Origin of the sequence: Pseudothauera rhizosphaerae, assembly GCF_004801305.1 — a bacterium.
Classification (GTDB): Bacteria; Pseudomonadota; Gammaproteobacteria; order Burkholderiales; family Rhodocyclaceae; genus Pseudothauera; species Pseudothauera rhizosphaerae.
This window is the reverse complement of the sequence record NZ_SSOD01000001.1, coordinates 38643-52284: the sequence shown is the minus strand read 5'-3', so window position 1 is coordinate 52284 and position 13642 is coordinate 38643. Positions and strand designations below refer to the sequence as shown.

At 68.2% G+C, this 13642-nt stretch carries 13 protein-coding genes; 3 read left to right on the top strand and 10 right to left on the bottom strand.

Annotation, left to right across the window (positions count from 1 at the left end; all coding sequences use genetic code 11):
• Positions 1-89 precede the first annotated feature (89 nt).
• The 3 genes from E6O51_RS00270 to E6O51_RS00260 are packed head-to-tail and all read left to right on the top strand — an operon-like array spanning position 90 to position 2376.
• Positions 90-506 (top strand): DUF1924 domain-containing protein, encoded by a 417-nt coding sequence (locus E6O51_RS00270; RefSeq protein WP_136382970.1) that lies wholly within the window; start codon positions 90-92, stop codon positions 504-506.
• Positions 507-534: 28 nt separating this feature from the next.
• On the top strand, positions 535-1038 hold the full coding sequence (locus E6O51_RS00265; protein ID WP_136382969.1) for a diheme cytochrome c: 504 nt from the start codon (positions 535-537) through the stop codon (positions 1036-1038).
• 18 nt (positions 1039-1056) lie between these two features.
• Complete coding sequence (locus E6O51_RS00260) at positions 1057-2376, top strand: ferredoxin reductase family protein (RefSeq protein WP_136382968.1); 1320 nt, start codon at positions 1057-1059, stop codon at positions 2374-2376.
• Between the two features lie 176 nt (positions 2377-2552).
• On the opposite strand, the gene E6O51_RS00255 is transcribed toward E6O51_RS00260, so the two are convergent.
• From E6O51_RS00255 to E6O51_RS00210, 10 genes are all read right to left on the bottom strand, one after another.
• A complete protein-coding gene (locus tag E6O51_RS00255) occupies positions 2553-3653 on the bottom strand; it encodes a protein-glutamate methylesterase/protein-glutamine glutaminase (RefSeq protein WP_136382967.1) in 1101 nt (366 codons plus the stop codon).
• Entirely contained in the window at positions 3650-4150 is a 501-nt protein-coding gene (locus E6O51_RS00250; RefSeq protein WP_136382966.1) for a chemotaxis protein CheD, read from the bottom strand. The genes E6O51_RS00255 and E6O51_RS00250 overlap by 4 nt, the downstream gene beginning before the upstream one ends.
• Entirely contained in the window at positions 4147-4968 is an 822-nt protein-coding gene (locus E6O51_RS00245; protein ID WP_136382965.1) for a CheR family methyltransferase, read from the bottom strand. Before E6O51_RS00245 ends, E6O51_RS00250 begins: the two co-directional genes overlap by 4 nt.
• A 26-nt stretch (positions 4969-4994) precedes the next feature.
• Positions 4995-7019 (bottom strand): methyl-accepting chemotaxis protein, encoded by a 2025-nt coding sequence (locus E6O51_RS00240; RefSeq protein ID WP_168735135.1) that lies wholly within the window; start codon positions 7017-7019, stop codon positions 4995-4997.
• A 64-nt stretch (positions 7020-7083) separates the two neighbouring features.
• Positions 7084-7659 carry a chemotaxis protein CheW gene (locus E6O51_RS00235; RefSeq protein ID WP_136382963.1) on the bottom strand — a complete coding sequence of 192 codons (576 nt, stop codon included), beginning with the start codon at positions 7657-7659 and terminating at the stop codon, positions 7084-7086.
• A 14-nt stretch (positions 7660-7673) separates the two neighbouring features.
• Positions 7674-9329, bottom strand: a complete 1656-nt coding sequence (locus tag E6O51_RS00230; protein WP_136382962.1) for a methyl-accepting chemotaxis protein — start codon at positions 9327-9329, stop codon at positions 7674-7676.
• Between the two features lie 53 nt (positions 9330-9382).
• Complete coding sequence (locus E6O51_RS00225) at positions 9383-11584, bottom strand: chemotaxis protein CheA (protein ID WP_136382961.1); 2202 nt, start codon at positions 11582-11584, stop codon at positions 9383-9385.
• A 3-nt stretch (positions 11585-11587) separates the two neighbouring features.
• Positions 11588-11905 (bottom strand): STAS domain-containing protein, encoded by a 318-nt coding sequence (locus E6O51_RS00220; RefSeq protein WP_136382960.1) that lies wholly within the window; start codon positions 11903-11905, stop codon positions 11588-11590.
• Positions 11906-11933: 28 nt separating this feature from the next.
• A complete protein-coding gene (locus E6O51_RS00215; protein WP_136382959.1) occupies positions 11934-13202 on the bottom strand; it encodes a methyl-accepting chemotaxis protein in 1269 nt (422 codons plus the stop codon).
• Between the two features lie 18 nt (positions 13203-13220).
• Positions 13221-13586, bottom strand: coding sequence for a response regulator (locus E6O51_RS00210; RefSeq protein ID WP_136382958.1), 366 nt, complete (start codon positions 13584-13586; stop codon positions 13221-13223).
• Between the last annotated feature and the right edge of the window lie 56 nt (positions 13587-13642).

Below are 13642 nucleotides of genomic sequence, written 5' to 3'. Positions count from 1 at the left end.
GAACGACCGCTGAACGGCCGCTTCACCGGGCGTTCAGCCGCCTCCCCCCAGGATGCGTTCCCGATGCAATCCGCAATGGGAGATGAGACATGAAAGCAGACCTCCGTGCAATCGCCGCAGTACTGGCCCTGGCCTTGCCGCCGGCCGTGGGTGCCGCCGGCGTCGACGAGCAACTGGATCGCTACGCCGCCCAGGCGCGCGCCGAGGACCCGGGTTTCGCCGGGTTCTCCGCCCTGCGTGGCGAGCAGTTCCATCACCGCGACTTCTCCGGCGGCAAGCCCGATACGCCGTCCTGCGCCACCTGCCACGGCGACGATCCGGTGCAGCCCGGCAGGACGCGCACCGGCAAGGCGATCGAGCCCATGGCCCTGTCCGCGTCGCCCGCGCGCTACGGGGACGAGGCCAAGGTGGAGAAATGGTTCCGGCGCAACTGCCGCGAGGTGCTCGGCCGCGAGTGCAGCGCGGTGGAGAAGGGCGACTGGCTGAGTTACGTGCGCACCCGCTGAGGGCGCGCCGCAAGAGGAGGACGAAACGATGAACATCCTGCGCAGGATTTCCCCCCGCGCCGTGCTGGCGACCCTGCTGGTGCTGGCTCCGGGCCTGTTCGTGCTGGACAAGGCGCTGGCCGGCGGCGGCCACTACTACCCGCCGGTCGCGGACGCCGTGGTGGCCGAGGAGTGCGGCGGCTGCCACCTGGCCTTCCCGGCCGCGATGCTGCCGGCCCGTTCATGGGCCCGCATGATGCAGACGCTGGACCGGCACTTCGGCGACGACGCGAGCCTGGACGCCCGGACCGCCGAGCGCATCGAGACTTACCTGATGCTGCACGCCGCCGACGGCCAGGGCGCCCGCTACGCCGGCAAGATGCTGCGCGGCGTGGCGCCGGGGCAGGCCCCGCTGCGCATCACCGAGTTGCCGAAATGGCGGCGCGAGCATCGGGAAGTGTCCCGCGCCGAATGGGCCGACCCCAAGGTGGGGTCGAAGGCCAATTGCGCCGCCTGCCACCGCGACGCTGAACGCGGCTACTTCGAAGACTGATCGCCCTGGAGCACCGTCATGAAAACCATCCTGTCGGGCTTCATCGCCCTCGTCGTCCTCGCCTGGGGGGCGGATCTCGCCGCCCGCGGCGCCGGCCCCGGCGCGCTGCCTTGGCTGGCGCGGGAACAGGGGCTGTACCTGAGCGGCCTGCTGTCCATCGCACTGATGTCCTTCGCCATGGTGCTGGCCACGCGCCCGCCCTGGCTGGAGCGCCCCTTCGGCGGCATGGACCGGGTCTATCGCGCCCACAAGTGGGCCGGCATCCTGGCCGGCGGCTTCGCGGTGCTGCACTGGCTCGTCGAGCAGTCCGGCGACCTGCTCAAGGCCCTCTTCGGCCGCGCCGGCCGGCCGCCGAAGGAGGAATTCCTCGGCCTGCTGGAGAACCTGCGCGATGCCGGCGAGGAACTGGGCGAGTTCGCCTTCTACGCGCTGCTGGCCGTGGTGCTGCTGACCCTGTGGAAGCGTTTTCCTTACAAATTCTGGCGCCATCTGCATCGCGTCATGCCGGCGCTCTACCTGATGCTCGCCTTCCACGCCGCGGTGCTGGCGCCGCCGGGCTGGTGGAGCGGGCCGGCGGGCGGGCTGCTGGCGATCCTGCTGGTCGCCGGCATGTGGGGGGCGGGCGTGTCCCTGGCCGGGCGCATCGGCCATGGCCGCCGCGCGGGCGGGCAGGTGGTGGCGGTCGGGCGACCGGCGCCGGACGTCACCGAGGTGGTGTGCCGGCTCGACGGCGACTGGCGCGGCCACCGCGCCGGGCAGTTCGCCTTCGTCACTTTCGACCGGGGCGAGGGTGCCCATCCCTTCACCATCGCCTCCGCGGACCAGAGTGACCGCCGGGTGAGCTTCCACATCAAGGCCCTGGGCGACTACACCCGCGCGCTGCCGCAGTGTCTGGCGGCCGGGCAGCCGGTGAGCGTGGAAGGGCCCTACGGACGCTTCGAACTCGTCCACCTCGACCGCAGGGCGCGGCAGATCTGGGTGGCCGGCGGCATCGGCGTCACCCCCTTCCTTGCCTGGCTGGACGCGCTGAACCAGGATGGCGCGCAGGCTCCGGCTGCGGAACTGCACTACTGCACCCGGCGCGCGGACGGCGACCCCTTCGTGGCCCGCCTGCAGACCCTGTGCCGGGACCTGCCCGGCCTGGCGCTGCACATCCACGACGCCGCCGCCGGCGAGCGCCTGAGCGCGGTGCAACTGGCCGGCCCTTCCCAGGGCGCGCAGCGCGCCGAGGTCTGGTTCTGCGGGCCCGCGGCGATGGCCGCCGAACTGCGTCACGGCCTGTCACGGGCGTGGCGCGGCCGGTTGCGCTTCCATCAGGAGGCCTTCGAGATGCGCTGAGCCGGCTTCCGCGGCCGGAACACGCACCGGGAGGAGGCGTCCAACGGCCATCGGGGCGCAGCGGAGCAGGGCATGGGCGCGTTTCTCAGGACACTGGTGGCGGCACTGGTGTGGATCGCCGGGATCATGTTCGGGCTGTGGGCCGGCATCGGCGTGGTGCGGGCCGGGGAATCCCCTCAGCCGCGCAGGGACTGCATGACGGCTTCGGGAATGCGGTCGAGCGGCAGCACGGTGTCCACGCCGCCCAGGCGGATCGCTTCCCTGGGCATGCCGAACACCACGCAGGTCGATTCGTCCTCGGCGATGGTGCGTGCGCCGGCCTCGCGCATTTCCCTCAGGCCGCGCGCGCCGTCGTCGCCCATGCCGGTCATGATGATGCCGGTGGCGTTGCGCCCGGCGAACTTGGCGCACGAGCGGAACAGCACGTCCACCGACGGGCGGTGACGGTTCACCAGCGGGCCGTCGACGACCTCCACCTTGTACTGCGCACCGCTGCGCGCCACCATCATGTGCTTGCCGCCGGGGGCGATCAGGGCACGGCCGGGGGTGACCCGGTCGCCGTGGCGGGCTTCCCGTACCTCGATGGCGCACAGGGTGTTGAGCCGCTCGGCGAACATGCCGGTGAACCGCTCCGGCATGTGCTGGACGATGACGATGGGCGGGGAGACCGCCGGCAGACGGGTGAGCACCGCCTCCAGCGCCTGGGTGCCGCCGGTGGAAGTGCCGATGGCGATGAAGCGCTCGGTGGTGCGCACCATGCCGGCCCCGGTGCCCAGGCCGCCGGCCGGGGCCGCGGCGATCACCGCATCGGCGCTCAGCTTGGGACGCGGCACGGGCGTGGCGGCGAGCGCGGCGGCCCTGCCGAGGCGGCCCATGTGGGCGCGGGCGGCGGCCTTGACCGCGTGCACGATGTCGTTGGCGCTGTCCTCGAGGAACTGCCTGAGGCCCATGGTCGGCTTGGTGATGATGGACACGGCGCCGGCCGCCAGCGCATTCATCGCGGCCTCGGAGCCCTTCTCCGCCAGCGAGGAGCAGATCACCACCGGCGTCGGGTGCTCGGCCATCAGCTTGCGCAGGAAGGTGAGTCCGTCCATGCGCGGCATCTCGATGTCGAGCACGATCACGTCGGGCCATGCGCGCTTCATGTGTTCGAGGGCGAACAGCGGGTCGGACGCCGCGGCGATGACCTCGATGCCCGGGTCGACCGCCAGCGCCTGTTTGACGACCTGGCGCACTACCGCCGAATCGTCCACGACCATGACGCGTATCGGGGTCATTTCCGCCTCCTCGTTGGCTCGCCCGCGTCCTGGAAGGCCATCCAGGCGTTGCCGTTGGATACGTCGAAGATCAGCTTGCGGTGGCCGTCGCCGCCGAGATGTTCGGCGATGATGCGGATGCCGCGTTCGGCCAGCAGGCGATGGGTGACTTCGATGTTGCGCTGGCCCACGTCCAGTTTGGGGCCGGTTTGGGGCCGGTCGGGGAACATGTTGCCGCCGCCGAAAACCTTGGCGCGGTAGTCGGCGGGGCGGGTGCCGTAGCGGGCCATTTCCTGGTCGAAGATGGCCATGGCCTCGTCGCCGTAGCGTCCGTCCAGCGCCTGCTCCGGGCGGCGGTTGCGGCCGGGCAGCATGAAGTGGCACATGCCGCCCACCCGGCGCACGGGATGCCACAGGGTGATCGATATACAGGAGCCGAGCACCGTGCGGATGCGCGCTGGCGCCGCGCAGAAATGCAGGTCGCCGATGCCCAGGTAGATGTCGGGCACGGCGCTCATCGGGGCTTGCGATAGATGGTGGGGCGCACGGGGGCGAGCTGCTCCGGGTCGGCGATGCCGTTGAGGGTTTCGGAATGGCCGACGATGAACCAGCCGCCGGGTTTGAGGCGGGTGAGCAGGTTGGCGACGACCTTGCGTTTGGTGTCTTGGTCGAAATAGATCATCACGTTGCGCAGGAAGATGACGTCCACGGGTCCGATGGCCGGTGGCGGTTCGATCAGGTTCACCTGCATGAAGTTCACCCGGCTGCGCAGTTCGCGGCCGATCAGGAAGGTGCCGGCCTGCTCGCGCACGCCCTTCAGGCAGTACTTCTTCAGCAGTGCGGGCGGGATGCCCTGGGCGCGCTCCAGCGAATAGTGGCCGCGGCGGGCGCGCTCCAGCACCTGGGTGGAGATGTCCGACGCGGCGATCTTCCATGGCGCGCCGCCCAGTTCCTCCGCCAGCACCATGGCCAGGGTATAGGGTTCCTCGCCGCTGGAACAGGCAGCACTCCACACTTCGAACGGTGTACTGCGTGGGCGCTGCGGCAGGATGTCCTGGCGCAGGAAGTCGAAGTGCTTGGCCTCGCGGAAGAAGTAGGTCTCGTTGGTGGTCAGCAGATCCACCATGGTCTGCAGTTCCTGCGCGTTCCCGCTGGTGACCAGGCGGTAGTAGTCGCCGAAACTTGCCAGGCCGAGCGCGCGCAGGCGCTTGGAGAGCCGGCCGACCAGCAGCACCTTCTTGGAAGGTGCCAGATGGATGCCGGCCTGCTTGTAGAGCAGCGCCTGGAAGCGCGCAAAATCCTGGTCTCCGATGGCGCTGGCGGTCGATTGCTCCATGCTTGGCTGGGGTGGGGCGGAGCGGCTTAGAAGCGCTCGAAGCCTTCTTCGTTGAACGCCGCGGTGGTGACCTTGGGCAGGGGCTTGCGGACGCTCTGGTTCCTGGGTTTCTCCGTCCGTGCCGGTGCCTGCGACACGGAAGCGTGGCGGCCGTGTTCATCGGCGAGGTGGAAGAACTGCATGAGCGATTGCAGTTGTTCGGCCTGGGACCCCATCTCCTCGGCGGTGGCGGCGAGTTCCTCGGAGGCCGAGGCGTTCTGCTGGGTGGTCTGGTTCAACTGGTTCATGGCGTTGTTGATCTGCCCCACGCCGCTGGATTGTTCCGAAGACGTGGAGGCGATTTCCTGCACCAGGCTGGAAGTTTTGGTGATGGAAGGCACGATCTCGTCCAGCAACTTGCCCGCCTGCTCCGCCAGCCCCACGCTGCTGCCGGCCAGCTCGCCGATTTCCTGGGCGGCGACCTGGGAACGCTCGGCCAGCTTGCGCACTTCGGCGGCCACCACGGCGAAGCCCTTGCCGTGCTCGCCGGCGCGCGCGGCCTCGATGGCGGCGTTCAGCGCCAGCAGGTTGGTCTGGTAGGCGATGTCGTCCACGATGCCGATGCGCTCGGCGATCTTCTGCATGGCGCTGACCGTGCTGCCGACCGCCTCGCCGCCCTCGGTGGCTTCCTTGGCGGCCTTGGCGGCCATGGTGTCGGTGATCCTGGCGTTGTCGGTGTTCTGGTTGATGGAAGCGCTCATCTGCTCGATGGAGGCGGAAGTCTCCTCCACGCTGGCGGCCTGCTCGGACGTGGCCTGGGACAGGGACTGCGCCGTGGCGGAGACCTGGCCCGCGGCGTCGTTGAGCGCCTGCGCCGAAGCCACGACTTCGCGCACCGTGCCGGACAGCTTCTGCACCATGTCGGCGGTGGCCTGGGTGAGCTGGCCCACCTCGTCGCCGGATTCGGCTTTCACCTGGATGGTCAGGTCGCCGTTGGCGAGGCGGTTGGTGGCGTCCAGCACCCCGGCCAGAGGGCGGCTGACCCAGCGCCGCAAGGCGAAGAATACGATCAGCAGCAGGATGGCCACCGCCACCGTGGTGGACGCCGCCAGCCAGTTGCGGGTGTCGTGGCTCAGGGCGGTGAACTCGTCCATATAGCTGCCGGTGGCGACCACCCAGTTCCATTGGGGGAAGTGGGCGTAGACCACGATCTTGTCGCGGGCGGCGGCATCGCCCGCGTTCTTCCACGGGTAGTAGATGACGCCGTTCTTCCGGGTGACGATCTCGCGGATGAACTCGTTGCCGTCGCTGTCCCGGGAGCCCAGCATGTTGTTGCCTTCCAGGGACGGATGGAGCGTCAGTTCGCCCAGGGTCGCGCCTTCCTGGGCATCCAGCGCATAGATGTAGCCGGTCTGGCCGATGGTGATGGTGCGCACCTGTTCCTTGAGGTGCCGGAGGCCTTCGGTGAAGTCCTGGCCGATGAACAGCGCGCCGATCACGCGGCCATCCGCGGCCTTGACCGGCGCGTAATGGGTCATGTAGTCGCGGCCGAACAGCCGGGCCTTGCCGACGTAGGCGTTGCCGGCGCGGAGCAGGGCGTAGGCCGGATGGGAAGTGTCCAGCGCGGTGCCCTGCGCCCGCTCGCCGTCCTCCTTCTTCAGCGAGGTGGAGATGCGCACGAAATCCTCGCCCCGGCGCGCGAACACGGTGGCGACGCCGGCCGTGTTGCGCGTGAAGCGGTCGACGGCGGCGTAGTTCTGGTTCAGCACCGTGCCGCCGCTGCGCAGGATGGGCGTGCCGCCGGATTCCTCGAGCTCGAAGCCGCCGGAGAACTGGTCGGCGAAGACGCGCGCCAACTGGGTGGCGCTGGATTCGAGGGAGCGGTTGTAGGCATCCATGGACTGGATGGCCATGCGGTTGGTCAGGGTCAGATTGACCAGGCTGTCCGCTTCCAGCGCGTTGCCGACATGGCGTGCCAGGAACACGGTGGTCGCGCCGAAAATCAGCAAGGACACCGGCAGCAGGATCAGGATCAGCTTCTGGGTGATGGTGCGGTGATGCAGGAAATTCATTTTTTTGTCTCCTCTGCCTTGCATGAAGTCCGCGGCCGGTGGCCACCGGCCGGACCCGCGGCGCCTAGGTGCCGCGCTCCTCGCCTTCGGGCGCGAGGCTGGCGCCGACGGTGGCCAGTTGCGCCATTTCATCCACCGACAGCACGCGGTCGATGTTGAGGATGATGACGAACTTGCCCGCCACCTTGCCCATGCCCTGGATGAAGTCGGCGCGGATGCGGGCGCCGAAGGTCGGCGGCGGCTCGATTTCCCCGCGCGGGATCTCCAGCACCTCGTTGACGCTGTCCACGACGATGCCGATGTCCTGGCGGATTTCGGCATCGTCCACCACCTGCGCCATCTCCACGATGACGATGCAGGTGCGTCGCGCCACCGCGGTGGGCCTGCCGCCGAAGCGCGCGGACAGGTCCACCACCGGCACCACGGCGCCGCGCAGGTTGATCACGCCGCGGATGAAGGCGGGCATCATCGGAATCTCGGTGAGCGACCCGTACTCGATGATTTCCTTGATGTTGAGGATGCCGATGGCGAACACCTCGCCGTTCAGCGTGAAGGTCAGGTACTGCTGCGAGCCCTGCTCGCCGACTGCCAGCGCAAGCGGCAAGGGGGCGGCCTGTTGTTGTGCGACGATCTGTCCCATGTGCGCCGGCTCCTTCAGAAACGCTCGAAGCTTTCTTCGTCGAACGCGGTGGCGGTGACCTTGGGCAGGGGCTTGCGGACGCTCTTGCCCTTGGCCGTCTTCGCCGGTGCCGGCGCCTGCGGCGCGGAGGCGGCCGGGGTGGTGCGCCGGACCGTCTCGAAGCGCTCTTCGGTGATGCGGAAGAACTGCATCAGCGCCTGCAGTTGTTCGGCCTGGGAGCCCATCTCCTCGGCGGTGGCGGCCAGTTCCTCGGAGGCCGAGGCGTTCTGCTGGGTGGCCTGGCTCAACTGGCCCACGGCCTGGTTGATCTGGGTCACGCCGCCGGCCTGTTCCTCGGAGGCGGAGGCGATTTCCTGCACCAGGTCGGAGGTCTTGCGGATGGAGGGCACCATCTCGTCGAGCAGGTGCCCGGCCTTTTCGGCGAGCTTGACGCTGGAGCCGGCCAGTTCGCCGATCTCCTGCGCGGCCACCTGGCTGCGCTCGGCGAGCTTGCGCACTTCGGCGGCGACCACGGCGAAGCCCTTGCCGTGTTCGCCGGCGCGCGCGGCCTCGATGGCGGCGTTCAGCGCCAGCAGGTTGGTCTGGTAGGCGATGTCGTCGATGATGCCGATCTTCTCGGCGATGGACTTCATCGCGTCCACCGTCTCCTTGACCGCGCCGCCGCCGTCGGCGGCCTCGGAAGCGGCCTTGGCGGCGATGCCGTCGGTGACGCGGGCGTTCTCGGTGTTCTGGTTGACGCTGGCGGTGGTCTGTTCGAGGGTGGAAGAGATTTCCTCCACGCTGGCGGCCTGTTCGGAGGCGCCCTGGGAGAGTGACTGGGCGGTGGCCGAAACCTCTTCGGAGGCGGAGGACAGGTTGTCGGCGGCGCCGCGCACCTCGCCGATGATCTGCGACAGCTTGCCCACCATGTTCTGCATGGCGCCGAGCAACTGGCCGACTTCGTCGTGCGAGCGCGCCTCGACCCGGACCGTGAGGTCGCCTTCGGCCAGGGCGTTGGCCGCTTCGACCGCCTCGCCCAGCGGACGGGTGATGGAGCGCGCGATCAGCCAGGCGGAGCCGGCGGCCAGCAAGATGGCGAGCACCGCCAGGGTGATCATCAGCGTGCGCGAGGCCTGCGCGATCTCCTCGGCGAGGTGGCCCTCGCTTTCCATCAGTTCGCCCTGGTAGGCGATGATGTCGGTGATGCTTTTCAGGTAGCCTTCCTGCGTCTTCTGCATGTCGCCTTGCAGCAGCGTCAGCGCGGCTTCGTGCTGGCCGTCGAGGATCAGGGTGCTGAGCCTGCCGATGTTGGTCACGAAGGCGGTGCGGGTGGTGCCCAGTTCGCGCAGCATGGCCTGTTCGCGCTCGGAATCGAGGGTTTTCTGCAGGCGATCCGAGTTCTCGTTGATGACGGGGGTCAGTTCGCGGCCGATGCGGGCGATTTCGCGTTCCGCTCCCGCGCGGTCGCGGGCCAGCATGGCATTGCGGGTGTACTGCGCGCCGAGGTTGACCTGATCGAGGATGTTGTTGGCCCACACCGTCTTCGGATAGCGGTCGTCGACGACCAGCGAGATCTGGTCCGACAGCCTGCCGAGGCGGGCGATGCTGATGGCGGCGATGATCACCATCAGCAGGATGATGAGGCCGAAGGCGATGGAGAGGCGGACGCCGATCTTGAGATTTGAAAGCATGTTGAGAGACCCTCCCTGAGTCTAGGTCGATCGTGGTGGCTGGAGTTGTCCTGTCAGTTCGCCAGGCTGTTGCGCCCGGTCTGGTTGTGCGACAGGGAGGTCTCCTCTCCCTTTGCTGCCAATTGTGCCAATGCCTGCACGTCGAGGATCAGCGCCACCTCGCCGCTGCCCAGGATGGTGGAGCCGCCGATGCCGCGCAGGTTGCGGAACAGGTGGCCGAGGGGCTTGATGACCGTCTGGAACTCGCCCAGCAACTGGTCGACGACGATGCCCGCCTTCTGCCCGGCGGCCCTGACCACCACGACGTTCTCGCGCCGGGGCCGTTCGCCGTCGATCTCGAACAGATTCCGCAGGCGGATGAAGGGGAGCACCTCGCCGCGCAGGTTGAGGTAGTTGCGCTCGGTGGTGACGGCCTGCAGTTCCATGCATTCCACCACCGTGTCGAGCGGGATCACGTAGCTGGCCGCGCCGGCGCCCACCAGGAAGCCGTCGATGATCGCCAGCGTGAGCGGCAGGCGGATGGAGAAGCGGGTGCCTTCGCCTTCCGTGGAGCTGACTTCCACCCGGCCGCGCAGGCTCTGGATGTTGCGCTTGACCACGTCCATGCCCACGCCGCGTCCGGAGAGGTTGGACACCCGGTCGGCGGTGGAAAAGCCGGGTTCGAAGATCAGCCCGTAGATCTCGTTGTCGGAGAGGCTCTGTCCGCTGGCGATGAGGCCGCGTTCGACCGCCTTGCGGGTGATCTTGTCGCGGTTCAGGCCGCCGCCGTCATCGACGATCTCGATGACGATGCTGCCCGAGTCGTGGAAGGCGTTGAGCGCCAGCCGGCCGCGCGGCGGCTTGCCGCGTGCGGCGCGCACCTCGGGCGGCTCGATGCCGTGGTCGATGGCATTGCGCACCAGGTGCATCAGCGGGTCGCCGATCTTTTCCACCACCGACTTGTCCAGCTCGGTCTCGCCGCCGGTGATGACCAGTTCGATGTCCTTGCCCAGCTCCTTGGACACGTCGCGCACCACGCGGTTGAAGCGGCCGAAGGTTTCGCCGATCTGCACCATGCGCAGTTGCAGCGCGGAGTCGCGGATGCTCTCCACCAGCCGGCTGACGATGGAGGTGGCCTCGGTCAGGTCGGCCTGGCCGGCGCGGCTGGCGAGGAGATTCACGCTGGCGCCGGCGATCACCAGTTCGCCGACCAGGTCGATCAGGCGGTCGAGCTTGTCGGCCTGGATGCGGATCAGGCGGGCATCGGCGGCCTTCTTGTCGCTCACCTGCTTCTGCTTGACCACCGCGGCCTCGACCAGCTCGGGCTGCACGACGTGCTGTTCGACCAGGATTTCACCCAGCGGCGCGGCCGGATGGGGTTCGCCGGCTGCGTCGGGCTCCGTGCCGGCACTCTGCGTGCGCAGGCCCTCGTCCAGTTCGGCCTGGGTCAGCGCGCCCACGCGCACGAGGATCTCGCCCAGGCGCATGCTGTCTTCCGGCAGCGCCGCCATCAACTGCATGTAGTCGGCCAGCCGGCTGCGCGGCGGCAGGATGTACAGCGCGCATTCGTCGCGCACGAAGTCGAACACGCGCTCGATCGCGGCCTTGTCGGCGTCGGAGGAGAAGCTGATCTCGAAGCCCAGGTAGCAGGCTTCCGGGTCCATCTCCTCGGCGGCCGGCATGGCGTCGGCCAGCGTCTCGATGCGCTCGATGCGGCCCAGCGTGGTCAGGTAGCGCAGGAAGGACAGCGGGTCCATGCCGTTCTTCAGCACGTCCGGGCCGAAGCGCAGGGAGATGTGCCAGCAGTCCGTTTCCACCGCGCCGCCGCCGGAACTGAGTACCGGTTCGGCCTTGGGCGCGGGCGCTGCCGCGGCGCCAACCGCATCGGCCGACAGCCAGTCGCGCTGCAGGCGGGCGAGCAGGGCGTCGCCGTCGGTCTGCAGGTCCCCGCCCGGCGCGGCGGTGCCGGATTCGAGCACGCCGATCAGGTGGCCCATGTGGTCGGAGCAGGCCAGCAGCAGGGCGATCAGGTCGGCATTGGCGGTAATCTCGCCGTTGCGCAGCTTGTCGAGGGCACTTTCCACCACGTGGGTGAAGGCCACCAGAAAGCCGCATTCGATGACGCCGGCGCCGCCCTTGATGGTGTGCGCGGCGCGGAACACCGCGCCGAGGATGTCTGCGTCGTCCGGGTTGTCTTCCAGTTGCAGCAGCGCGGCCTCCATGGCCTCCAACTGCTCGCGGCTTTCGGTGACGAAGACGGAGGTGATCTCATCCATCGTTCAGCGCGCCTCCTGTGCGGGCACCAGTATCGGGTCGCCGAAATGGGCCGCCATGTTGAAGAAATCCACCACCTCGCTGACCGCGGGGCTGTGGGCCACGATGTGCGCCTGCTTGCCGAGCCGTGCGGCCTCGCGCTTGACCAGCACCAGCAACTGGAAGCCGGCGGTGTCGATCTCGCCCACCGTGGACAGGTCCAGCTCCAGCTCGTCGCAGGCTGCGAGCGCCTCGACCAGGGCCTGCTTCTGCGTGGCGGCGTTGTAGATGGTCATGTCCTCGATGATCGCGAGGCGCTGGGCGACGTTCTTTTTCTTGCTCATGGTTTCTCCGTTGCGCGCAGGACCCGGGTCAGAACAGTTCCACCTTCGGGCTGCCGCCGCTGGCGCCGCCGCTCTGGTTCAGGCTGTTCTGGTGGGTGCTGCGCTGGCTGTCCATGACGTACTGCGAATACAACTGGTCGAGGTGCTCGGCCAGCGGCACGTAGGCGAAATCCGGGCGCTCGGCCAGCAGCAGGCGCTCGGCCAGGCCGGCGAGATGGCTGTCCAGGCGTTCCAGCGCCTGCATGGTGTGTTCGATCTGCTGCCGGGTGACGTCCTGGAACTGCACGCTGGCCAGCGTATCCATGAACATCGTCGCCAGTTCCTCGCTGCTGCCGCGCACGGTTTCGATCACCATGGCCTGGTGGCGCAGGATGTCCTCGTAGCTGGTGCCCACCTGTACGAGCTGGTCGGCGAACTGGCCGAGCGCGGCCTGTTCCCGGTCCAGGTTGACGGAGGAGAGCTTCTCCTGCAACTGGGTCTCGATGGCGCCGGCCACGCCCTGGATGCCCCGGTTGATCGCCTGCACCGCCCTCTCGGTTTCCGCCGACAGCTTGCGCACTTCGTCGGCCACCACCGCGAAGCCGCGCCCGGCCTCGCCGGCGCGCGCCGCCTCGATGGCGGCGTTGAGCGCGAGCAGGTTGGTCTGCGCGGCGATGTCCTTGATCAGGTTGGTCAGCGATTCCAGCGAGCGCGCCTCGCTCACCACCTGCGCCACGCGCTGCTGGTCGGCCTGCGCCTCGGTGATGCGGGTCTCGATGTACTGGCGCATCTCGCCGATCAGGCGCTGGTTCTGGACGATGTTCTCCTCCGAGTGCTCGGCCAGTTGGTTGGCCTCGGAGGAACTCGTGGTGACGAATTCGTTGAGCCGGCCGACCACCCCGTCGATCGCCTGCAGCCGGCTGGTGATGTCGTAGGCCGCCTGCTCGGTCTGCTGGATCACGCTGTCGAGCTGGTTGCGCAGCACGCCGTTGTAGGTGGGGACGGCGCGCAGTTCCTGGGACACCTCTTCGTTGACCACCTCGACGTTGCGCGAGGAGGATGCCATCTGCTGCTGGACGGTGGCCATGCCCGCGAACTGGTCGCGGAAGAAGGCCAGCGACACCAGACGCTGGGCGAGATAGGCCACCGAGAGGATCAGCACCGTTCCGATCGCATCGCCGGACGGTTGGGTGATGCCCAGCCCGGCGAGGAAGGTGCGATGGAACCAGCCGTTGAGAAAGTACACCGCGATGCCCGCGCTCAGCGCCACCAAGGCGACGACCAGGGTGGAACGGCGGTACAGGGTGGCGATGTCCATGATGGTGCTCCGGTGCGGTCAGCGCACGACCAGCTTGATGGTGTTGAGCAACTCGTCGGCGGAAGCCGGCTTGACGATCCAGCCGGAGGCGCCCGCCGCCTTGGCCTCGGCCTTCTTCGACTGCTCCGATTCGGTGGTCAGGAACAGGATGGGCATGAAGCGGCAGTTCGGCAGCTTGCGCACTTCCCGGATCAGTTCTATGCCGTTCATGCCCGGCATGTTGAGGTCGGTGATCAGCAGATCCACCTTGGCCCCGGCCTGGAATTTTTTCAGTGCTTCCTGGGGGTTGGAAGCCTTTTCCACGCCGTAGCCGGCCTTGGTGAGGATGCCGGAGATGCTCAGCAGGATGGTTGCGGAATCGTCGACGAGGAAGATGGTTTTCATGGGTGCAGTGCTCTGTGCCGTATGCGCCGAATAAAAACGCCCTTTTCGACCATGAG